Source organism: Stenotrophomonas sp. pho (assembly GCF_006228405.1).
Taxonomy (GTDB): domain Bacteria; phylum Pseudomonadota; class Gammaproteobacteria; order Xanthomonadales; family Xanthomonadaceae; genus Stenotrophomonas; species Stenotrophomonas sepilia.
Genome location: NZ_CP029759.1, coordinates 3,009,273 through 3,029,243, shown reverse-complemented (window position 1 = coordinate 3,029,243; position 19,971 = coordinate 3,009,273). Strand labels below are relative to the sequence as shown.

Here is a 19,971-nt window from a genome sequence, read left to right as displayed (position 1 = left end):
CCATGCCGATCAAACACCTGTTCCGTACCGCGCTGTTGCTGGCGGCCTGCGCAGTGGCGCCACTGGCCACGGCCCGCGATGGCCAGGCCAGCCCTGCCGCGGCCGCGGTCGCAACCGCGGCCAAGCCGCCGGTACCCCTGTTGTGGAAAGTCACCGGCCCGGGCGATGCACGCGTGTACCTGCTGGGATCGTTCCATCTGCTGAAGCCACAGGACTACCCACTGTCGCCCGATGTCGAGCAGGCGTTCGAAGCCTCGCAGCGGGTGGTGTTCGAACTGTCGCCGGAAGACATGCAATCGCCCCAGCTGGCCAGCCGCATGGTGCAGGCTGCGACCCGCACCGATGGCAGCGAGCTGAAGCGTGATCTGGATGCGGCCACCTGGCAGAAGCTGCAGGCTTTTGCTGCCCAGAACCAGTTGCCGCTGGCGCAGATGCAGGGCATGAAGCCCTGGTTCGTCGGTCTGAGCATTTCGATCGGGCAGATGCAGAAGCTGGGCCTGGACCCGGCGCTGGGCCTGGACCGCCACTTCATGGAACGCGCGCAGAAGACCGGCCGGAAGACCGCGGGACTGGAAGATATCGATACCCAGATCGGCATGCTGGACGGGATGACGGTGCAGGAGCAGCGGCAGATGCTGGCCGAAGCACTGGACCAGGCCGGCAAGGCCGATGAGCAGGCGCGGCTGCTGCATGATGCATGGCGTCGCGGCGACGAGCGCCTGCTGTGGACCAAGATGGCGGCAGAGATGCGCCAGCAGTATCCGCAGCTGTACCAGCGCATCAACACCGGTCGCAACGATGCCTGGGTGCCGAAGCTGCAGCCGTACCTGCAGGCCGGGCAGGGCGGTACGCTGGTGGTGGTCGGCACGCTGCATCTGCTGGGCAGTGATGGCGTGGTCGAGAAGCTGAGGGCGAAGGGCTACAAGGTCGAGCGCGTGTGCACGGGGTGCAAGGCCAAACGCTGACGCACCGCTGGAGCGATGCCAAACAAGACGGCGCGCCAGGGGCGCGCCGTTTTCGTATCAGCCGTTGCTGCAGCTCAGCGGCGGGTCTTGCCACCGGTGCCGGTACCGGTGCCGGGTTCGCCGGGCTTGTTGCCGGTTCCCGTTCCGGTGCCGCCCGGGCGCGGGCCACCGAAGCCGCTGCCCATGCTGCGCTGGAATTCCTGCCACAGCTCCAGGTTGCGCTCGGTCAGCTGGTTCATCATCGCCCACGGGGTCTGGCCCAGCAGGTTGCCCATCTGCTGGCGGAACTGCTGCTGCTGGTCGAGGAAGACCTGCATGCTGCGCTCCAGGTAGTTGCCCATGAAGCCCTGCAGGGAATCGCCGTAGAAGCGGATCAGCTGGCTCAGCAGCTGGGTCGACAGCATCGGTTCGCCGTCCTGTTCCTGGTCGGCGATGATCTGCAGCAGGACCGAACGGGTGAGGTCGTCGCCGCTCTTGGCGTCGCGGACTTCGAAGTCTTCACCGTCCAGGATCAGCTGGCGCACGTCCTCGATGGTGATGTAGCTGGAGATCTCGGTGTCGTAGAGACGGCGGTTCGGATACTTCTTGATGATGCGGGTCGCAGCCATGAAGCGGTACTCGTCACAGTAGACGCGCAGCATGGCGCAGTGCAGCAGCGGTTGCAACCGCCCCAGCCCCCGCCAGGCTTGGCTTTCAGGGGCGATCATGTTGCGCAGCAAGGGTTTGCGTGCTGCGCAGCATGACCATCGGCAGGGGCCGTCAGCGCATGCCGCAGCGGCCCCTGCGCGGCTTACCAGCCCATGTGGTGGCCGCCGTTGATGTCCAGGTTGCTGCCGGTGATCCACGAGGCTTCCTCGGCCACCAGGAAGGACACGCCATAGGCGATTTCCTCCGGCTTGCCGAGGCGCCCGGTGGGGATGTCGGCGATGATCTTGGCGCGCACGTCCTCCGGAACCGCCATCACCATGTCAGTGGCGACGTAGCCGGGCGAAATGGTGTTCACGGTGATGCCGAAGCCGGCGTTCTCGCGGGCCAGCGAAATGGTGAAGCCATGCATGCCGGCCTTGGCCGCGGCGTAGTTGGCCTGGCCGTACTGGCCCTTCAGGCCGTTGATCGAGCTGATCTGGATGACCCGGCCCCAGCCGCGGCGCCGCATGCCTTCGATCACCGGACGGGTGACGTTGAACACCGAATTGAGGTTGGTGTTGATCACATCGTGCCACTGGTCCGCGCGCATGCGGTGGAACGTCGTGTCGCGGGTGATGCCGGCATTGTTGACCAGGATCTCGACCGGGCCCAGCTCGGCCTCGACCGCACGCACCAGCGCCTCGGCGCTGCCTGGATCGGAGACATCGCCCGGGAAGATCGACACGCTGTAGCCGCGCTCGGTCATCGCCTGCTGCCATGCGCGGGCCTTGTCCTCGTCGCGGTAATTGGTGGCGACCCGGTGGCCCTGGTCGGCCAGGCGTTGGCAGATGGCGGTACCGATGCCGCCGGTTCCGCCGGTGACCAGTGCGACGCGAGATGTCATGGAATGCTGTCCGGGAATCAGGTGGGGGAAGGGGGATTCTGCAACATCGGCGCGGAAAGTGCGCCGGCCGGCAACAGGATGTCGGTCCGCGGCAGTCGAGCCGGGTCGAATGCCCGTTGCGCAGTGTGCAGCAGCGCATCCCGGTCATCGGCGCCGTCCAGTGCGGCAGGGGCCTGGCCCAGCAGCTGCCAGAGCGCGCGCAGTACCGGCACCGGCCGTGTACTGTCCACCGGCAGCGACGCCAGCGACTTGGACAGCTTGTGGCCGGGGGCGTCTAGCAGCAGCGGCAGGTGCCAGTAGCGCGGCACGGCCAGGCCCAGCGCCTGCTGCAGCAGGATCTGCCGCGCGGTGGAATCGAGCAGATCGGCGCCGCGCACCACTTCGGTCACCCCCTGCGCGGCGTCATCGACCACCACCGCGAGCTGGTAGGCCCAGCAGCCGTCGGCACGGCGCAGCACGAAGTCGCCGACTTCGGCATGCACGTCCTGCTGCTGCGGGCCACGCAGGCCATCGTCGAAGCGGACCAGGTTGCCGGGCGGTACGCGGAAGCGGACGGCAGGATCCGGTCGCGGCTGCCGCGCAACGCAGCGGTGGTGGATGCCGCCGCTGGCAGCCAGTTCGCTGCGGCTGCAGTGGCAGATGAACGCCTGGTCGCTGGCCAGCAACACGTCCAGCGCGGCCTGGTAGGCCTCGCCTCGAGCGCTCTGCCACAGGACCGGGCCGTCGTGGACCAGGCCGAACGCAGCCAGTGCCTGCAGCTGTGACTGTGCGGCGCCGGGTACGGTACGCGGCGGGTCAACGTCTTCGATGCGCAGCCGCCACAGGCCGCCGTGGTGGCGGGCCAGCAGCCAGCTGCCGAAGGCGGCAAGCAGGGATCCGGGGTGGAGCAGGCCGGTCGGCGAGGGCGCGAAGCGGCCGCAGGGAACAATGGCGGTCATGCAGGCTGAATCGTCGGTCAGGTTGGCGCTTGAATTCAAGCTGAGCGCACCGCAAATTGACAGATATCGACCCCTTCCGAGCCGGATTTTCCCATGTTCACCCGTATTGCCCTGTTCCTGGCGACCAACCTCGCGGTCCTGATCCTGGCCGGCATCGTCATGTCGATCCTGGGCGTGGACGCGCGTTCGATGAGCGGCCTGCTGGTGATGGCCGGCATCTTCGGTTTCGGTGGCTCCTTCATCTCGCTGCTGCTGTCCAAGTGGATGGCCAAGCGCTCCACCGGTGCGGTGGTGATCACTGAGCCGCGCAACCAGACCGAGCGCTGGCTGCTGGCCACGGTCGAGCGCCAGGCCAAGGCCGCCGGCATCGGCATGCCGGAAGTGGCGGTCTATGACGGCCCGGAGATCAATGCCTTCGCCACCGGCGCCAACCGCAACAACGCGCTGGTGGCGGTGTCCACCGGCCTGCTGCACAACATGAGCGAGGACGAGGCTGAAGCGGTGCTGGGCCACGAGATCGCCCACGTCGCCAATGGTGACATGATCACCATGGCGCTGCTGCAGGGCGTGCTGAACACCTTCGTGATCGTGCTGGCCCGCGTGGTCGGCGGCATCATCGACAGCGCGCTGTCGGGCAACCGCGAAGGCGGCGGTCGTGGCTTCGCTTACTACATCATCGTGTTCGTGCTGGAGATGGTGTTCGGCCTGTTCGCCACGATGATCTCGATGTGGTTCTCACGCCACCGCGAGTTCCGCGCCGACGCCGGCGGTGCCTCGCTGGCCGGTCGCCAGAAGATGATCGCTGCGCTGGAGCGCCTGCAGCTCAACCACGGCCAGAGCACGTTGCCGACCCAGATTGCCGCCTTCGGCATTTCCGGTTCGACGGCGAAGAAGCTGTTCATGAGCCACCCGCCGCTGGAAGAGCGCATCGCCGCGCTGCGGGCGTCGACGGTGGCGTAAGCCTCCGTGCTTCCGCGGTAGTGCAGGAACGCCTGGCCGCGCGCCGGGCGTTTTTGTTTGCGCGCCGATGCATTGGTGGCGCCGGGATCATTTCCGCGACCGCGGAGGGGTGTCACTTTCTTTGCGCGCAAAGAAAGTAACCAAAGAAACGCTCCGCCGGCCGCGAGCCGACGTGCTGCGCACGCCGGTGCCCTGCGCTTCTCGGCGAATCAGGGGACGGCGCCGAACTCGCTGCGCTCAAACACCGGCGCCTCTTCGCCCCTGATTCCCCTGCGATGCTCGGCTCGCTCAAGGCGGACTGGAAGGTCAAGATCAAGAGCAACAGCATCCACGCGTAGCATGGATCAACCGGGTGCCGCTGTGGCATTTGACCTTGGGTCCGCCTTGAGCGAGCTGAGCACCGCAGGTCCGGCGAGGGCGAAGAGGTGCGGGTGTCTGAGCGCAGCGAGTTCCCGCACCGTCCCTCGACGGGCCGAGGAGCGCAGGGCACCGATGCGCAGCATCGGCTCGCGCCCTGGCGGCGTGTTTCTTTGGTCACTTTCTTTGCACGAGCAAAGAAAGTGACACCCCTCCGCGGTCGCGGAAACGAATCTCCGTGCGCGCAAACGAAAACGGCACCCTCGCAGGCGCCGTCTCCATGAACCGCTTTACACGGAATCTCAGAACTTCGCGTCAAACTCCGCCGCGTAACCGGTGTTGACCAGTACCTTCTGCAGTGACTCGGCCACCTTCAGGTTGCCGGCCACGATCTGGTGGGTCTCCGGGCCACGGTTGTCCATGCGGCCCAGGGTCGCGCCCTTGAAGTCACAGACCTTGCCGCCCGCCTCGCGCACCAGCAGCAGGCCGGCAGCGATGTCCCACGCCTTCACGCCGGCTTCGAAGTAGGCGTCGGCACGGCCGCAGGCCACGTAGGCCAGGTCCAGTGCCGCCGAACCGGTGCGGCGGATGTCCTCGCCGTGCACCAGCAGGGCGTCGACCGCCTTCAGCTGGGCGCTGGCGCGGCTGCGCTCGCGCGGGGCGAAACCGGTGTGGATCATCGTGCCTTCCAGATCCTTGCGGTCGGCCACGCGGATGCGGCGGTCGTTCAGCACGGCGCCGGCACCCCGGCTGGCGGTGAACAGTTCATTGCGCAGCGGGTCGAAGATGACCGCGTCGGTCGGCTCGCCGTTCTCGACCAGCGCGATCGACACGCAGTAGTGCGGCACGCCACGCAGGTAGTTGCTGGTGCCGTCCAGCGGGTCGATGACCCACATCTGGCGGCGCTCGCCCTGCACGCCACCTTCTTCACCGAAGATGCCGTAGTCCGGATAAGCGCGCTTGAGTTCCTTGACGATGACCTTTTCCGCGTCCGCATCCACTTCGCTGGCGTAGTCCATCCGGCCCTTCTGCACCACGTTCAGTGCCTCGAGCTTGTTGATGTTGCGCAACAGGACGTTGCCGGCGAGGCGGGCGGCCTTGACCATGACGGTGACGGCGGGTTTCTGCATGGCGTGGGCTCCCGGAAAGGCAGAAGAGATGGACTGGCGGGGAAAAGAGCGGGTCCGGCGCAGTGGCCGGCCGCACAGTTTACCATTGGTCATCGTCCAGCTCGACCTTTTCCCTGTTCATGTCCCAGTTTCCCGCCGCCACCCGCCTCCGATTCGTCCTGGTCGGTACCCAGCACCCCGGCAACATGGGCGCCGCCGCCCGTGCCCTGAAGACCATGGGCCTGGCCCGCCTGGTACTGGTCGCCCCCGAGAAACCGCTGGACGAGGAGGCCTTCCGCCGCTCTGCCGGTGCCGAAGATGTGCTGGGGGACGCCCCGGTGGTCGCCACCCTGGCCGAGGCCGTGGCCGATTGCCGCCTGGTGCTGGGCTGCACCGCGCGTGCCCGCCGCGTGCAGCTGGAGGAGTACCTGCCGGCCGATGCCGCCGCTCGTGCGGTGGCCAAGGCGGGCGAGGGCGCCGAGGTGGCGCTGGTGTTCGGCCGTGAGCGCACTGGCCTGACCAACGAAGAACTGCAGCTCTGCCACGCGGCGGTGCACATCCCGTCCGATCCGGCGTTCAGCTCGCTCAACCTGGCTGCCGCCGTGCAGGTGCTGGCCTATGAGACACGCATGCAGCTGCTGGGCGCGCAGCCGGCCGCGGACGCCGAGCCCGGTTTCCGCGAACAGGCAGCAAGCCATGAGCAGATGGAGAGCTTCTTCGCCCAGCTTGGCGACACCCTGGACGAGATCGATTTCCACAAGGGCCGCGCGCCGGAATCGGCGATGCGCAAGCTGCGCCGGCTGTTCCTGCGCAGCGAGCCGAGCGAGCAGGAAGTGCGCCTGTTGCGCGGCATCCTTGCCGACACCCAGCGGATGGCGCGGCTGGCACAGGCGGGCAACAAGGACGGCTGACGACGTTCTCATTTTTTCGGGTAGTCTGTCCGGATACCCAGGGGGGATGAAGCCTGTGTCGGGTCTGCGAAGGGCAGTGCAGAGGGGACTGCTGAGCCTGGTCATGATCCTGCTGGCCGGGACGGTACATGCAGCAGCGGACCGGGTGCTGGTGCTGGGCCGGATCAGCGATGATCCCAAGGCCCATTACGAGCAGCTGCAACCGTTGCTGGACTATGTGGTGGCACGCATGCACGACGTCGGCATCACCGAAGGGCGGATCCTGATGGCACGCGACCCGCAGCAGATGGCCAGCTATCTGCGGCGGGGGCAGGTCGACTGGGTCACGGAAACGTCGGGTACGGCGGTGGCACTGGGCCAGCGCAGTGGCGCGCGGCCGCTGCTGCTGACCGAGCGCAATGGCGTGCGTGAGTACCAGACCGTGTTCTTCGTGCGTCGCGACAGTCCGATCCAGCGGATCCAGGACCTGCGCGGGCATCGCCTGGCGCTGCAGAACACGGCGTCCACCAGTGCCTACCTGGTGCCGGTGATGACGCTGCTGCAGGAGGGGCTGGCGCCGCAGATCCTGGCCGGTGTGTGGGACGTGCCGGGCCGGGACAGCGTGGGGTACGTGTTCGCACGTAGCGAGTTGAACATCGCCACGTTCGTGCACAAGGGCATGGTCGAAGTGGGGGCGGTGAGCAGCGTGGACTGGAATGACGAGCGACGGATGCCGACGGCATTCCGGCGCGACTTCCGCGAACTGCTGCGCACCGAACCCTACCCACGGGCGGTGGAAATGGTTCGCGCCGACCTTGACCCGCGGGTACGTGACCGGCTGCAGGACGTCCTGCTGCAGGCGGCCAGCGACCCGCAGGCACAGGGGGCGCTGCATCGGTTTTTCGGCACTTCCGGTTTCCACCGCGTCGATGCGCATGCGCAGCAGCGGCTGGATGAATTGAAACAAGGATTGACGCGCGTGCGGATGGAAGTGGAATGAAGTGGCTCGGCTCGGGAATGCAGGCCCGGTTCCTGCTCGCGATGGGCGGGGCGATGGTCGTGGTGGTGGCGATCCTGGCGGTGTTGCTGGGGCGGCAGGCGGCGATGCAGGGCGAGGTGCGCAACCTCAGTGGTGGCGTCATCCATGAACTGTTCGACCGCAGCGTGCGCAGCCGCGGCGAAGCGATGGCGCGCGAGCTGTCCGACGCGCTGGCCAACCCGCTGTACTACCGCGACCTGGACCAGGTCGGTGCGCTGGTGCGCAGCACCGCACGGCAGCCGGTCGTGCGCTATGTGCTGGTGTTCGACGAACGTGGCCGGCTGGTGCATGACGGCTCGATCGAGGTGTCCGGCTTCGGCCAGCCGATGACCGACCCGCTGGCCCCCAAGGCCGCGGTGGCGCAGGCGCTGGTGGTGCAGGAATCGCCCAAGGTACTCGACAACACCATGCCGATCATGGTCGGCAACCAGCGCATCGGCGGCGTCCGCGTTGGCATGGCGCTGGACGAGGTGCAGCAGCGCGAACAGGCCGCCAATGCCACGCTCGGCGAGCGCCTGCAGCAGGTCGGCAGCCGCCACCTGGGCTGGCTGCTGCTGATGCTGGGCCTGCTGGTGGTGATCGGCGTGGTGGTGATCCTGTACGTGCAGCGCACCCTGGTGGCGCCGATCCGGGACCTGGCCGCTGCGGCGCGCCGCATCGAGGCTGGCGACTACCAGGCGCCGCTGGCCGAGAACACCCGCGACGACGAAGTCGGCGAGCTGGTGCGCGGCTTCGCCCGCATGCGCGATGCCATCGCCCGCCATGACCGCGAGGTGCGGCGCATGGCCTATACCGATGCACTGACCGGGCTGACCAACCGGTTGGCATTCAGGGAGGCGCTGGACCATCGCCTGATGGCCGCGCGCGCATCCAATCATCGGCTGGGCCTGCTGTTTGCCGATATCGACGATTTCAAGCGCGTCAACGACACCCTGGGCCATGAGGCCGGTGACGAAGCGCTGTTGCAGTTCGCGCAGCGCATCGGCAGTGCGGTTACCGAGGCCGGTGGCGATGAAGCCCTGCTGGCCCGCTTTGGCGGCGACGAGTTCGTGATCCTGGTCGGTGATGGCGACGTGGCGGCCAACGCACGGCTGCTGGCCGAAGTGCTGGTGCGCGAGCTGGGCAAGCCGCTGGTGGTGCAGGGCCGGGAACTGTTCCTGGGCACTTCGATCGGCGTGACCCTGTTCCCGGATGATGCCGCCGATGCGACCACGCTGCTGAAGAACGGCGACATCGCCATGTACCAGGCCAAGATGGCCGGCAAGAACTGCTACCGCTATTACAGCCGTGCGATGGACCACGCGGTCGAGCGCCGCGTGCACATGGAGCAGGAGCTGCGCGGGGCCTGGGAGCGCGGCGAGCTGCGCCTGGCCTACCAGCCGATCTTCCGCATGCGCGATCGCCGCATGGTCGGCGTGGAAGTGCTGCTGCGCTGGCAGCATCCGACCTTGGGTACGATTCCGCCGTCGGTGTTCATCGAAGTGGCCGAGCAGAGCGGGCTGATCGAGCTCATCGGCCCGAAGGTGCTGCGTGCGGCCTGCATGGAAGCCTCGCAGTGGCCACGTGGGGCGGGCGGCGATGATCTGTTCGTGTCGGTGAATGTGTCGCCGCGGCAGCTGCGCGGCGGTGAACTGCCGGCATTGGTCGCGCAGTGCCTGCACGAGTCCGGGCTGCCGGCGTCGCGCCTGCACCTGGAGTTGACCGAAACCGCGGTGATCGGCGACGAAATGGTTGCCGCGCAGCTGCTGGACAAGCTGCACCGCACCGGCGTGAAGGTCTGGCTGGACGATTTCGGCACCGGCTTCTCCGGTCTCAGCCATCTTCGCCAGGTACCGGTGGACGGCGTGAAGATCGACAAGAGCTTCGTGGCCGACATGCAGCGCGATCCCGACGATCTGGCGCTGACCACGGCGATCATCGCCATGGCCCACGCACTGGGCATCACCGTGGTGGCCGAGGGCATCGAGCAGCAGGCGCAGTTCGAACTGCTGGTGCAGCGCGGCTGCGATCTTGGCCAGGGCTACTGGCTGAGCCACCCGGTGACCGCCACCGAAGTGGTGCGGATGATCGAATCGGGCCTCTGACCGACTGACGTTGTGCTGGGGTCAGATCCCTTTTCCGTCGGAAAAGGGATCTGACCCCGGCAGTGCTCCTACACCGGGCGCTTGCTCGGGTCGCCGGGCAGTTCGCGCACCAGTTTCGGAATCAGATAGCCGGACAGGCGTGCGGTCAGGCCGGCAATCAGCGCCTTGGCCTGGGCATCATCCACTTCGAAGTGGGCCACGCCTTCGACCCGGTCCAGCTGGTGCAGGTAGTAGGGCAGCACGCCAGCGGCGAAGCTGCGCTCGCTCAGGTCCTGCAGGGCCTGCACGCTGTCGTTGACCCCGCGCAGCAGTACCGCCTGGTTCAGCAGCTGGGCGCCGACGCCGCGCAGGCGGGCCATCGCCGCGTCCACGCTGGCGTCGAATTCATTGGCGTGATTGGCGTGGACCACGATCGCCAGCGGCCATGGCAGGCTGCCCAGCCAGCACACCAGTTCATCGTCCACGCGTTCCGGTAGCACGATCGGCAGCCGGGTATGGATGCGCAGGCGGCGGATATGCGGAATCGCGCGCAGGGCGTCGGTCAGTTCGACCAGCTTGTGCGTGGCCAGTGACAACGGGTCACCGCCGGACAGGATCACCTCATCGATGTCCGGGTCGGCCGCGATGGCGGCTACGGCCTCCTGCCAGCCGCCCTTGGCAGCGTTTTCCGCGGCATAGTCGAAGTGGCGGCGGAAGCAGTAGCGGCAGTTGATCGCGCAGCTGCCGGTGGCGACCAGCAGGGCACGGCCACGGTACTTCTGGATCACCCCGGTAGCCTTCCTGGCGGCACCATCACCCACCGCGTCGAAGCTGAACCCGGGCGCCGGGCGCATTTCCTCGTCGATCGGCAGCACCTGGCGCAGCAGCGGGTCGGCCGCATCGCCCACGCGCATGCGGGCCACGAAGCCCTCGGGCACGCGCAATGCGAACTGGTCCATGGCCGCCTCCGAGACACCCAGCGCCGCCGGGTCCAGCTGCAGCCGGGCCAGCAGGGCGTGCGGGTCGCGCAGCGCCTGGCGCCAGAGCTGCTGCCAGCGCGCGGGCGCGCCTGGCGACTGGGGCCGGGGAAGGCGGAAAGCTGCATGGAGAGGGGGCCTGCGGTTATCATGGGGGCAGAAAAACAGTCGCCCACCGGCATCCGGTGGGCTTTCCATTCTAACGGCTCGCCGCACCCGCGGTGTTTCTGCCACTCAGGAGTTTACGCATGGCCAGCTACGGCATGAACGACGTCAAGAACGGGATGAAGATCCTGGTCAACAACCAACCGGCCGTCATCATCGACACCGAATACGTCAAGCCGGGCAAGGGCCAGGCCTTCACCCGCGTGAAGTACCGCCTGATCAAGGACGGCCGTACCCAGGAAGTGACCATGAAGTCGACCGACTCGCTGGATGCAGCCGACGTCGTCGATACCGACATGAACTTCATGTACAGCGACGGCGAGTACTGGCACTTCATGGACCCGGAGTCCTTCGAACAGGTCCAGGCCACCAAGGCCGGCATGGGCGGCGCCGAGAAGTGGCTGAAGGGCGAAGAGTCCTGCGTGGTCACCCTGTGGAACGGCGAGCCGATCTTCGTTCAGCCGCCGAACTTCGTCGAACTGAAGATCACCGAAACCGATCCGGGCGTCCGTGGCGACACCTCGGGCGGCGGCGGCAAGCCGGCCACCCTGGAAACCGGTGCCGTGGTCCGCGTGCCGCTGTTCGTCAACCAGGACGAAGTGATCCGTGTCGACACCCGTTCGGGCGAATACTCCGCACGCGTCAAATAAGGTTCCGGCCGCAGGCCGACCTTGCTGTAGAGCCGAGCCGTGCTCGGACACGCGCCAGCGCATTCGCGCTGGCGCTCCCATGATCTGCTTCGGCAGATCATGGGCCCCGCTTCACGGGTCTCCAGACCCCGCCGCTTCGCGGCAGCCCCTGACCCAGGGGCGTGTCCCCAGAAGTATCTCGCCGCCCCCCAGCCAGTGAGCCCGCATGAGCGATAGCCCGCACCTCCCCGAAGCCTGCGACCTGCTCATCGAAGCTGGTCATGTCGTTCCGATCGAGCCGCATGCGGTGGTGCTGGAAGACCATGCCGTTGCCGTGCGTGGCAGCGAGATCGTGGCCATCCTGCCGCGTGCCGAGGCGCGCGCACGCTTCCGTGCCGCGCAGGTGGTCAGCCGCCCCGAGTCGGCGCTGATGCCGGGCCTGGTCAACGCGCACACGCACAACCCGATGACCCTGCTGCGCGGCGTCGCCGACGACCTGCCGCTGATGACCTGGCTGCAGCAGCACATCTGGCCGGTGGAAGCGGCCGTGATCGGGCCGGAATTCGTGGCCGACGGCACCACCCTGGCCATCGCCGAGATGCTGCGCGGCGGCACCACCTGCGCCAACGAGAACTACTTCTTCGGCGACGTGCAGGCCGCGGTCTACAAGAAGCACGGTTTCCGCGCGCTGGTCGGCGCGGTCATCATCGATTTCCCCACCGCCTGGGCCAGGACCGATGACGAATACTTCGCCAAGGCTGGTGAACTGCACGACCAGTGGCGCACCGATCCGCTGATCGGGACCGCGTTCGCGCCGCATGCGCCGTACACGGTCAACGATGCCAACTTCGAGCGGGTGCGTATGCTGTCCGACCAGCTCGACATGCAGGTGCACCTGCACACCCACGAAACCGCGCAGGAGATCAACGATTCGATCAAGCTGCACGGCCAGCGCCCGCTGGCGCGGCTGGATCGCCTTGGCCTGGTCAACGACCGCCTGATCGCGGTGCACATGACCCAGCTGACCGATGCGGAAATCCACCTGTGCGCCGAACGCGGCGTCAGCGTCGTGCATTGCCCGAATCGAACCTGAAGCTGGCCTCCGGCTTCTGCCCGGCCTGCGCCCTGCAGCGCGCCGGTGTGAACCTGGCGATCGGCACCGATGGCTGCGCCAGCAACAACGATCTGGACATGTTCAGCGAGAACCGTACTGCAGCGATCCTGGCCAAGGCCGTGGCCGATGATGCCACCGCGCTGGACGCGGCCACCACGCTGCGCGCAGCGACGCTGGGCGGTGCCCGTGCGCTGGGCTTTGCTGACCGCATCGGTTCGATCGAAGTCGGCAAGCAGGCCGACCTGGTCTGTGTCGAACTGTCGGCGCTGGAAACCCAGCCGCTGCACAACGTGCTGTCGCAGCTGGTGTATGCCACCGGCCGCCAGCAGGTCAGCGACGTCTGGATCGCCGGCAAGCCGAAGCTGGTGCAGCGCGAGCTGGTCGGCATGGACCTGCCGGGCATCATCGCCAACGCGCGCCAGTGGCGCGAGCGTATCCGTCATATCCGCGCCTGACCCCTGGCGCCGCAAGGACCCCTCATGACTGCCCCCCACGCTTCCTCCAATTTCGATCAGGCCGAGCTGGACAAGTTCGCCGCGCTGGCCAACCGCTGGTGGGATGCTGACGGCCCGCAGAAGCCGCTGCATGCGCTGAACCCGGTACGCCTGAAGTACGTCGCCGACCGCGTGCCGTTGCGTGGCGCGCGCGTGCTCGACATCGGCTGCGGTGGCGGGCTGCTGAGCGAAGCACTGGCGCAGGCCGGCGCCGACGTCACCGCCATCGACCTGGCCCCGGAACTGGTGAAGGTCGCGCGCCTGCATGCGCTGGAAAGCGGCGCCAAGGTCGACTACCGCGTGCAGGCCGCCGAGGATCTGGCCGCCGAGCAACCGGGCAGTTTCGATGTGGTCACCTGCATGGAAATGCTCGAGCACGTGCCAGACCCGGGCGCGATCATCGACGCCTGCAAGCGCCTGCTGAAGCCGGGCGGCCACCTGTTCCTGTCGACCATCAACCGCACCGCGGCCGCCTTCGCGGTGGCGATTGTCGGCGCCGAGTACGTGGCGCGGCTGCTGCCCAGGGGCACCCACCACTACCAGGAATTCATCAAGCCGGCCGAGCTGGCGCGCTGGCTGCGCGAGGCCGACCTGCAGCTGGTGGATGTCAGCGGCATGGCCTACGAGCCGTGGCGCAACCATGCCCGCCTGAGCAGCCGCACCGACATCAACTACCTGGCCTACGCGGTCAAGCCGGCATGACCTCCGCCCGCTTCCCGCGTGCGGTGCTGTTCGACCTGGATGGCACGTTGCTGGACAGCGCGCCGGACTTCGTCGCCACCTGCAATGCGATGCTGGCCGAGCGGGCCGGGCAGCGGTCGATCCGGCGCAGCTGCGGCCGGTGGTCTCCAAGGGCTCGCGCGCGATGGTCGGGGCCGCTTTCCCGGACCTGGATGCCGCTGCGCGCGATGCATTGATCCCGGAATTCCTGCAGCGCTACGAAGCGCTGATCGGCCAGTACGCGGTGCTGTTCGACGGCGTGGCCGGCATGCTCGCCGCGCTGGATGAGGCCGGTACGGTATGGGGCATCGTCACCAACAAGCCGGAGTACCTGGCGCGCCTGATCCTGCCGCAGCATGGTTGGCAGCAGCGCTGTGCGGTGCTGGTCGGCGGTGACAGCCTGGCCGAGCGCAAGCCGCACCCGCTTCCACTGCTGCACGCTGCGCAGGCCATCGGCATGGCCGCCGAAGACTGCGTGTACGTGGGTGATGACGAGCGCGACATCATCGCTGCACGTGCTGCCGCGATGCCGTCGGTGGCGGCGCTGTGGGGCTACCGCCTGCACAGCGACGATCCGCTGGCCTGGCAGGCCGACGTGCTGGTCGAGAACGCTGAACTTCTGCAACTGGCCAGTCTCTGGCCGACCCGGCCGGCAGCCCCGGCCCAGCCGTAAGGAATCCCGTAGTGAGCAGTACCGCGCTGGACAGTTTCCTCGACAAGTGGCGCAGCCGTTGGCCGGAATGGTCGGTGGCCGCCCCGTTCGTGGCCGAACCGCAACGCGAGCTCGCAGTGGCGTGGTTTGCGCTGCTGCAGGAGTTCGACGACATGCTCAACACCAGCGGCGATCCGCTGCCCGCCGATGCCAAGCTGGCGTGGTGGGGCGAGGAGCTGCGCAGCTGGGCAGGGCATCGTTCGCGCCATCCGCTGGGCCGTCTGCTGGAGCCGGTGCGTGCGCCGTGGGTGCAACTGGCCGAAGCACTGCCGGACCTCGTTGAAGCGCGTACCGTTGCGCTGGATGCAGCCGGTGCCGAGCGTGCGCTGGCCAATTACGCCGACGCCGTGGCCGCAGTGGAAGCGGCCTTGTTTGCCGACAAGCCGCGCACCGGCGCCGGTCGTGCGGTGCAGCTGCAGACCCTGGCCCAGCGCCTGCAGGACGCCGGCGTGGCCGGTGTGCCGCGCAGCCTGTTGGATGAGGATTCCAGCACGGCCGCGCAGCGCTGGGCCCAGTACCTGTTGAAAGGATGGGGCAGCCGCGTGCCGGGTCCGCGCCCGCGGCGCGTGTGGTCGAGCCTGGCGCGCGCCCGCGTTGCCGCGCAGGCCGCAGGCAAGCCAATCGAAGCCACCCCGGTGCGCACGTTGCTGCGCGTGTGGTGGGCCGCGCGCGGTTGATCCAACTGTCTGGTAGTGCCGGCCGCTGGCCGGCAGCTCGGGCACTGCAGAATTCATGCGGTTGCCGGCCAGCGGCCGGCACTACCGTTATTTGCGTTCCAGCACCAGCAACGGGTCGATGCGGGTGTCGAACCAGTTCATGCCCCAGTGCAGGTGCGGGCCGGTGGCACGGCCGGTGGCGCCGACGGCAGCGATCACCTGGCCCTGCTCCACACGGTCGCCAACTTTTACGTCGATGCGCGAAAGGTGCAGGAAGTTGGAGCTGATCCCGAAGCCGTGGTCGAGCAGCAGCGTGCCGCCGGTCAGGTACAGGTCCGGACCGGCGAAGGTCACGATGCCGGCCGCCGGCGCCTTCACCGGGGTGCCGGTCGGCACCGCGATGTCCATGCCGGAGTGGCCGGCCCCCGGCTGCCCGTTGTAGACGCGCGCATTGCCGAAGCGGCCGCTGATGCGGCCCTGTACCGGCCAGATGAAGGTCTGGGTGAAGTCGGTGCGGTCGTCATCGCGGGCACGTGCGGCGGTCACCTGCGCCTGTTCGCGCTTGATCCGCTCGGCGATCGCCGCCGGCGGATTGACCGTCTTCGGTGGCACCCCGTTGACCCGCTCGGTGGGCCAGTCGCGCGGCGTCACCGCAATGGTCGCGGTCTCGCTGCCACCATCGGGGCGTTGCACCTGTACGCGCAGCGGACCCTTCTCGTCGCGGCCGATGCCGAACACCACGCTGCCGTAGCCGCTTACCCGCAGCTGGCGGCCGGCATACTGCACGCGACTGCCGGCGGGTACCTTGCCGATCACCAGCGCGCCCTGCGACGCACTGGCCGGGAACACCACGCGGCTGTCGATCAGGCTGCCGATGCCATCCTGCGCCTGCGCCCGGGAAGTGGAAAACAGGGGCGCGGCCAGCAGCAGCGCCCCGAGCATCAGTGCCGAACGCATCAGCGGTCGTAGGTCATGCGCTGGCCGGCGGGTTCACCCACCAGCTTGCTGCCGACCCACACCTGCTGGCCGTTGACCCAGGTGGAGGCGATGCGCGAGCGGAAAGTGGTGCCCTCGAACGGCGACCAGCCGCACTTGGACAGCACGTCCTCGCGCTTGACGGTGAACGGCACGTCCTCCACCAGCACCAGGTCGGCAAAGTAGCCTTCGCGCAGGAAGCCGCGTTCTTCCACGTCGAACAGCTGCGCCGGCGCATGTGCGAATTTCTGCACCACCTGCTCGCGGGTCAGCTTGCCTTCGTGCACCCGCTCCAGCGCGGCCACCAGCGCGTACTGCACCAGCGGCAGGCCCGACGGTGCCTGCGCGTAGGGCTTCTGCTTCTCTTCCCAGGTGTGCGGCGCGTGGTCGGTGGCCAGCACGTCCAGCACGTCATCGGCCAACGCAGCGGTGATTGCCTCGCGGTCGGACACTTCCTTGATCGCCGGGTTGCACTTGATCAGGTTGCCCTTGGTCGCGTAGTCCGGACGCGCGAAGTGCAGGAAGTGCACGCAGGTTTCGGCGGTGATCTGCTTGCGGCTGCCATCGGCGCGGATCAGCGGGCCCTTCTCGAACAGCGCCAGCTCATCGGCGGTGGAGATGTGCAGCACATGCAGGCGGGTGCCGTGCTTGCGTGCCAGCGACATCGCCAGGCGCGTCGACTTGATGCAGGCTTCGCGCGAACGGATGTCCGGGTGCATGTCCGGGGTCAGCGCATCGCCGTACTTTTCCTGGAAGGCCTTGAGGTTGGCATCGATCATCGGCGTGTCTTCGCAGTGCGTGATGATCGGGGTCGGGCATTCGCGGAAGATCGCGTCCAGCGTTTCCGGGTTGTCGACCAGCATGTTGCCGGTCGAAGCACCCATGAACACCTTCACGCCGGGCGCCTTCTTCGGATCCAGCGCACGGATCGCGTCCAGGTTGTCATTGCTGGCACCGTGGTAGAAGCCGTAGTTGGCCCAGGCGCGGCCGCGCGCGAGCTCGTACTTGGCTTCCAGGATGGTCGAATCCAGCGTCGGCGGGTTGGTGTTGGGCATGTCCATGAAGCTGGTCAGGCCACCGGCCACGGCCGCGGCCGATTCGCTGGCGATGTCGCCCTTGTGGGTCAGGCCCGGTTCGCGGAAATGCACCTGGTCGTCGATCATGCCGGGCAGCAGCCAGCGCCCGGCGGCGTCCACCACCTGCTCGCCGTCGCGCGGCGCCAGCCCGTTGCCGATCTGCGCAATGCGGCCGTTCTCGATGCGCAGGTCGCCGTCGAAGGTGCGGCCTTCGTTGACCATCCGGGCGTTGGTGATGAGGGTGGAGGACATGTCAGTGTTTTCCTGTGCAACGGCAAGAGGGGGCGTGGGTGGATTCGGGCACCGGATCGAAGCCGCCGGGGTGGAACGGATGGCAGCGGCCCAGCCTGCGCGCAGCCAGCCAGCTGCCGCGCAGCGGCCCGTGCCGGGAGATGGCATCCATCGCGTATTCAGAACAGCTCGGCACGAAACGGCAGCGCGGCCCCAGCAGGGGGCTGATGAAGCGCTTGTAGAAGCGCAGCAGGGCAATGAGCAGGCGCGAGATCACCCAGTCATCTTATGCCAGTTGGCATGAAGGCCGCATTTGTGCAGGATGGGCCGTTGGTCGCATGTCGCCGATGGCCTGCGACCGGTACCAGCACCCGCGGGTGTTGGCCAGGTTCCGTACCGCGCAAGGCGGTCCGTGTTCGTCGGACTGCCACTTGGGCACCTTGACTCCAGGACTGAATGGAGCAGGGTGCCAAGGTTGCTGCTGCGGGTCGGGTAGGCTATAAAGGCCCGCTTTCCCGGGCCCCGGGGAATCCAAGGAAGAGCGTTTCGTGGCTGCTAAAAAAACTGCAAAGAAGGCCGCAACGGCCGCCAAGAAAACCGCCAAGCCTGTTGTGAAGAAGTTGGCGGCAAAGCCCGTTGCCAAGAAGCCGGCCAGCAAGCCGGCGACCAAGGCAGCGTCCTCGCAACCGGCGGCCAGGAAGGCCACCGCAAAGAAAACGCCGGTCAAGGCAACCAAGCCGGTGGCGAAGAAGGCCGCTGCGCCCGCCAAGGCCAAGCCAGCCGCTGCCAGCAAGAAGGCGCCGGTGAAGAAGACCGTCAGCAAGGCTGCGCCGGTGAAGAAGGCCGCCGCCAAGCCGGTGGCCAGGAAGGCAGCCGCCAAGCCAGCGCCGAAGGCGGTGGTGAAGAAGGCTGCAGCCAAGCCGGTCGCCAAGCCCGTAGCAAAGAAGGTCGCTGCGGCTAAACCGGCCGCCACGCCCGCCGCTGTAAAGAAGGTTGCCAAGAACGTTGCCGCGCCGGCCACAAAGCCGACCCCGGCCCCAGTAGTGAAGTCCGCACCGAAGCCTGCTGCCAAGCCGGCTCCGGCCAAGCCTGTCCCGGCCAAGACCGTGGCAGTGGCGGCAGCCCAGCCGGCCTCAACGCCGGCCCCGGCCGCCGCTCCTGTCGCTTCGAAGGCCCCGCAATCCAAGAATCCCGTGCCCGTTTCGAAATCGCCTGCCAAAACCGCCGTGAAATCCGATTCCGCCCCGAAGACCGTGTCGCGCCCTGTCGGCAAGGTTGCCGTGGCCGTCGCCGCCCGCTCGGCAGCACCGGCCCCGCGCAGCAAGTACAAGGTGGTCGAGTACAAGACCGACGAGGCCACTGGCCGCCCGATCCTGCCGGCTGGCTACAAGCCGTCCTCGGAAGAGGAATACATGAGCTCGCTGCAGCAGGAGTATTTCCGCCAGCGCCTGCAGAACTGGCGCGCGGACCTGGTGGAAGAGTCCAAGCAGACCATCGAGAACCTGCGCGAGGAAGTGCGTGACATCGGCGACGAAGCCGAGCGTGCGACCCGCGAGACCGAGAACTCGCTGGAACTGCGTACCCGCGACCGCTACCGCAAGCTGATCGGCAAGATCGACAGCACCCTGAAGCGCCTGGAAGCCGGCGACTACGGGTACTGCGTCGACACCGGCGAAGAAATCGGCCTGGAGCGCCTGGAAGCGCGCCTGACCGCCGAGCGCACCATCGACGCCCAGGAGCGTTGGGAGCACCTGCAGAAGCAGCAGGGCGACTGATTCCAGTTCGTTGTCTGGTCATGCGAAAAACCCGGCTTCGGCCGGGTTTTTTGTTGGGTTCGTGTTGGCTGTGTAGAGCAGCGCCTTGCGGGTATCGGGTGGAGCCTGCGGGTGGGTCCGGGCAGGACACGCTGCAAGTACATCCCTGTAAGCTCGGCCGCGGCATCCATGCCGCGGACGGTCCCGCCCGTACCCACCCGCAGGCTCTCGACGGTTTCCTGCGTGCGCGGCCGATGTAGAGCCGAGTCCACGCTCTGCTCAGGCCGACAGGAGCGGTCATGCGTGCTTGCGGCTGTTGAGTCCGCCTTGTAGCGAGCCGAGCACCGCAGGGGAATCAGGGGCGAAGAGGCCGCTCTATCCTGTAGAGCCGACTGCTAGTCGGCTGGCTCTCCGCGCGGTCCCCTGATTCACCGAGGAGCACAGGGCACCGGCGCGCAGCGCCGGCTCGCGGATGGCGGAGCGTTTCTTTGGTTACTTTCCTTGCACGAGCAAAGAAAGCTACATCCCACCGCGGTCGCGGAAAGAGCCCGCCGGGCATGGCCTGGCGCTACCGGTTCATGGGCGCACGGAAATACGCAGCCGAGCATGGGCTCGG

General features: G+C 67.5%; 17 protein-coding genes and 2 pseudogenes. 11 read left to right on the top strand and 8 right to left on the bottom strand.

Annotated elements, in window-relative coordinates; genetic code table 11:
* Positions 1 to 2: 2 nt before the first annotated feature.
* The gene (locus DL544_RS14260; protein WP_139727400.1) at positions 3 to 965 is read left to right on the top strand and encodes a TraB/GumN family protein; all 963 of its coding nucleotides are present in this window, start codon (positions 3 to 5) and stop codon (positions 963 to 965) included.
* Positions 966 to 1,039: 74 nt separating this feature from the next.
* Here the strand turns inward: DL544_RS14260 and phaR are convergent, their stop codons facing one another.
* The 3 genes from phaR to gluQRS all read right to left on the bottom strand — a co-directional run bounded on the left by phaR (position 1,040) and on the right by gluQRS (position 3,434).
* Positions 1,040 to 1,573 (bottom strand): polyhydroxyalkanoate synthesis repressor PhaR, encoded by a 534-nt coding sequence (gene phaR / locus DL544_RS14255; RefSeq protein WP_005417756.1) that lies wholly within the window; start codon positions 1,571 to 1,573, stop codon positions 1,040 to 1,042.
* A 182-nt stretch (positions 1,574 to 1,755) separates the two neighbouring features.
* Positions 1,756 to 2,496 carry an acetoacetyl-CoA reductase gene (phbB, locus tag DL544_RS14250; RefSeq protein WP_005417754.1) on the bottom strand — a complete coding sequence of 247 codons (741 nt, stop codon included), beginning with the start codon at positions 2,494 to 2,496 and terminating at the stop codon, positions 1,756 to 1,758.
* A 17-nt stretch (positions 2,497 to 2,513) separates the two neighbouring features.
* A complete protein-coding gene (gene gluQRS / locus DL544_RS14245; RefSeq protein ID WP_065178239.1) occupies positions 2,514 to 3,434 on the bottom strand; it encodes a tRNA glutamyl-Q(34) synthetase GluQRS in 921 nt (306 codons plus the stop codon).
* Between the two features lie 93 nt (positions 3,435 to 3,527).
* Between gluQRS and htpX the strand changes: the two genes are divergently transcribed.
* Entirely contained in the window at positions 3,528 to 4,394 is an 867-nt protein-coding gene (htpX, locus tag DL544_RS14240) for a protease HtpX (RefSeq protein WP_049415827.1), read from the top strand.
* 659 nt (positions 4,395 to 5,053) lie between these two features.
* Here htpX and DL544_RS14235 read toward each other — a convergent pair.
* Entirely contained in the window at positions 5,054 to 5,881 is an 828-nt protein-coding gene (locus DL544_RS14235) for an inositol monophosphatase family protein (protein ID WP_005417749.1), read from the bottom strand.
* A gap of 119 nt (positions 5,882 to 6,000) precedes the next feature.
* On the opposite strand from DL544_RS14235, the gene DL544_RS14230 reads away from it, so the two are divergent.
* The 3 genes from DL544_RS14230 to DL544_RS14220 all read left to right on the top strand — a co-directional run bounded on the left by DL544_RS14230 (position 6,001) and on the right by DL544_RS14220 (position 9,873).
* Positions 6,001 to 6,771 (top strand): RNA methyltransferase, encoded by a 771-nt coding sequence (locus tag DL544_RS14230; RefSeq protein WP_065178241.1) that lies wholly within the window; start codon positions 6,001 to 6,003, stop codon positions 6,769 to 6,771.
* A gap of 103 nt (positions 6,772 to 6,874) precedes the next feature.
* Entirely contained in the window at positions 6,875 to 7,750 is an 876-nt protein-coding gene (locus DL544_RS14225; protein WP_065178242.1) for a phosphate/phosphite/phosphonate ABC transporter substrate-binding protein, read from the top strand.
* Positions 7,747 to 9,873, top strand: coding sequence for a putative bifunctional diguanylate cyclase/phosphodiesterase (locus DL544_RS14220; protein ID WP_005417742.1), 2,127 nt, complete (start codon positions 7,747 to 7,749; stop codon positions 9,871 to 9,873). The genes DL544_RS14225 and DL544_RS14220 overlap by 4 nt, the downstream gene beginning before the upstream one ends.
* A 68-nt stretch (positions 9,874 to 9,941) precedes the next feature.
* On the opposite strand, the gene epmB is transcribed toward DL544_RS14220, so the two are convergent.
* Positions 9,942 to 10,883 carry an EF-P beta-lysylation protein EpmB gene (gene epmB, locus DL544_RS14215; RefSeq protein WP_255313134.1) on the bottom strand — a complete coding sequence of 314 codons (942 nt, stop codon included), beginning with the start codon at positions 10,881 to 10,883 and terminating at the stop codon, positions 9,942 to 9,944.
* A 194-nt stretch (positions 10,884 to 11,077) separates the two neighbouring features.
* Between epmB and efp the strand changes: the two genes are divergently transcribed.
* The 5 genes and pseudogenes from efp to DL544_RS14190 all read left to right on the top strand — a co-directional run bounded on the left by efp (position 11,078) and on the right by DL544_RS14190 (position 15,340).
* Positions 11,078 to 11,644, top strand: a complete 567-nt coding sequence (efp, locus tag DL544_RS14210) for an elongation factor P (RefSeq protein WP_005410381.1) — start codon at positions 11,078 to 11,080, stop codon at positions 11,642 to 11,644.
* A gap of 205 nt (positions 11,645 to 11,849) precedes the next feature.
* Positions 11,850 to 13,192 (top strand): annotated as a pseudogene (locus tag DL544_RS22540) (TRZ/ATZ family hydrolase).
* Positions 13,193 to 13,216: 24 nt separating this feature from the next.
* Positions 13,217 to 13,933 carry a bifunctional 2-polyprenyl-6-hydroxyphenol methylase/3-demethylubiquinol 3-O-methyltransferase UbiG gene (gene ubiG / locus DL544_RS14200; protein WP_049412667.1) on the top strand — a complete coding sequence of 239 codons (717 nt, stop codon included), beginning with the start codon at positions 13,217 to 13,219 and terminating at the stop codon, positions 13,931 to 13,933.
* Positions 13,930 to 14,624, top strand: a pseudogene (locus DL544_RS14195) (phosphoglycolate phosphatase). The gene ubiG and the pseudogene DL544_RS14195 overlap by 4 nt, the downstream one beginning before the upstream one ends.
* Positions 14,625 to 14,635: 11 nt before the next feature.
* On the top strand, positions 14,636 to 15,340 hold the full coding sequence (locus tag DL544_RS14190) for a squalene/phytoene synthase family protein (RefSeq protein WP_065196619.1): 705 nt from the start codon (positions 14,636 to 14,638) through the stop codon (positions 15,338 to 15,340).
* Between the two features lie 87 nt (positions 15,341 to 15,427).
* Here DL544_RS14190 and DL544_RS14185 read toward each other — a convergent pair whose 3' ends face one another.
* From DL544_RS14185 to yidD, 3 genes are read right to left on the bottom strand one after another with little or no spacing between them, the layout of a single operon-like run.
* Positions 15,428 to 16,276: a M23 family metallopeptidase gene (locus DL544_RS14185; RefSeq protein ID WP_065186035.1), complete on the bottom strand. Its 849-nt coding sequence runs from the start codon at positions 16,274 to 16,276 to the stop codon at positions 15,428 to 15,430.
* Positions 16,276 to 17,622, bottom strand: a complete 1,347-nt coding sequence (locus tag DL544_RS14180; protein ID WP_139727398.1) for a dihydroorotase — start codon at positions 17,620 to 17,622, stop codon at positions 16,276 to 16,278. Before DL544_RS14180 ends, DL544_RS14185 begins: the two co-directional genes overlap by 1 nt.
* 1 nt (position 17,623) lies before the next feature.
* Positions 17,624 to 17,878 carry a membrane protein insertion efficiency factor YidD gene (yidD, locus tag DL544_RS14175; protein WP_005417723.1) on the bottom strand — a complete coding sequence of 85 codons (255 nt, stop codon included), beginning with the start codon at positions 17,876 to 17,878 and terminating at the stop codon, positions 17,624 to 17,626.
* A 271-nt stretch (positions 17,879 to 18,149) separates the two neighbouring features.
* Here yidD and dksA point away from each other — a divergent pair, with 271 nt between their 5' ends.
* Positions 18,150 to 19,376, top strand: a complete 1,227-nt coding sequence (gene dksA, locus DL544_RS14170; RefSeq protein WP_065186037.1) for an RNA polymerase-binding protein DksA — start codon at positions 18,150 to 18,152, stop codon at positions 19,374 to 19,376.
* Positions 19,377 to 19,971 lie beyond the last annotated feature (595 nt).

What these genes read in the sequence shown, in the direction of transcription:
- DL544_RS14260 (WP_139727400.1), top strand. Translation starts at nt 3, where the DNA reads ATGCCGATCAAACACCTGTTCCGTACCGCGCTGTTGCTGGCGGCCTGC.
- phaR (WP_005417756.1), bottom strand. Translation starts at nt 1,573, where the DNA reads ATGGCTGCGACCCGCATCATCAAGAAGTATCCGAACCGCCGTCTCTAC.
- phbB (WP_005417754.1), bottom strand. Translation starts at nt 2,496, where the DNA reads ATGACATCTCGCGTCGCACTGGTCACCGGCGGAACCGGCGGCATCGGT.
- gluQRS (WP_065178239.1), bottom strand. Translation starts at nt 3,434, where the DNA reads ATGACCGCCATTGTTCCCTGCGGCCGCTTCGCGCCCTCGCCGACCGGC.
- htpX (WP_049415827.1), top strand. Translation starts at nt 3,528, where the DNA reads ATGTTCACCCGTATTGCCCTGTTCCTGGCGACCAACCTCGCGGTCCTG.
- DL544_RS14235 (WP_005417749.1), bottom strand. Translation starts at nt 5,881, where the DNA reads ATGCAGAAACCCGCCGTCACCGTCATGGTCAAGGCCGCCCGCCTCGCC.
- DL544_RS14230 (WP_065178241.1), top strand. Translation starts at nt 6,001, where the DNA reads ATGTCCCAGTTTCCCGCCGCCACCCGCCTCCGATTCGTCCTGGTCGGT.
- DL544_RS14225 (WP_065178242.1), top strand. Translation starts at nt 6,875, where the DNA reads ATGATCCTGCTGGCCGGGACGGTACATGCAGCAGCGGACCGGGTGCTG.
- DL544_RS14220 (WP_005417742.1), top strand. Translation starts at nt 7,747, where the DNA reads ATGAAGTGGCTCGGCTCGGGAATGCAGGCCCGGTTCCTGCTCGCGATG.
- efp (WP_005410381.1), top strand. Translation starts at nt 11,078, where the DNA reads ATGGCCAGCTACGGCATGAACGACGTCAAGAACGGGATGAAGATCCTG.
- ubiG (WP_049412667.1), top strand. Translation starts at nt 13,217, where the DNA reads ATGACTGCCCCCCACGCTTCCTCCAATTTCGATCAGGCCGAGCTGGAC.
- DL544_RS14185 (WP_065186035.1), bottom strand. Translation starts at nt 16,276, where the DNA reads ATGCGTTCGGCACTGATGCTCGGGGCGCTGCTGCTGGCCGCGCCCCTG.
- DL544_RS14180 (WP_139727398.1), bottom strand. Translation starts at nt 17,622, where the DNA reads ATGTCCTCCACCCTCATCACCAACGCCCGGATGGTCAACGAAGGCCGC.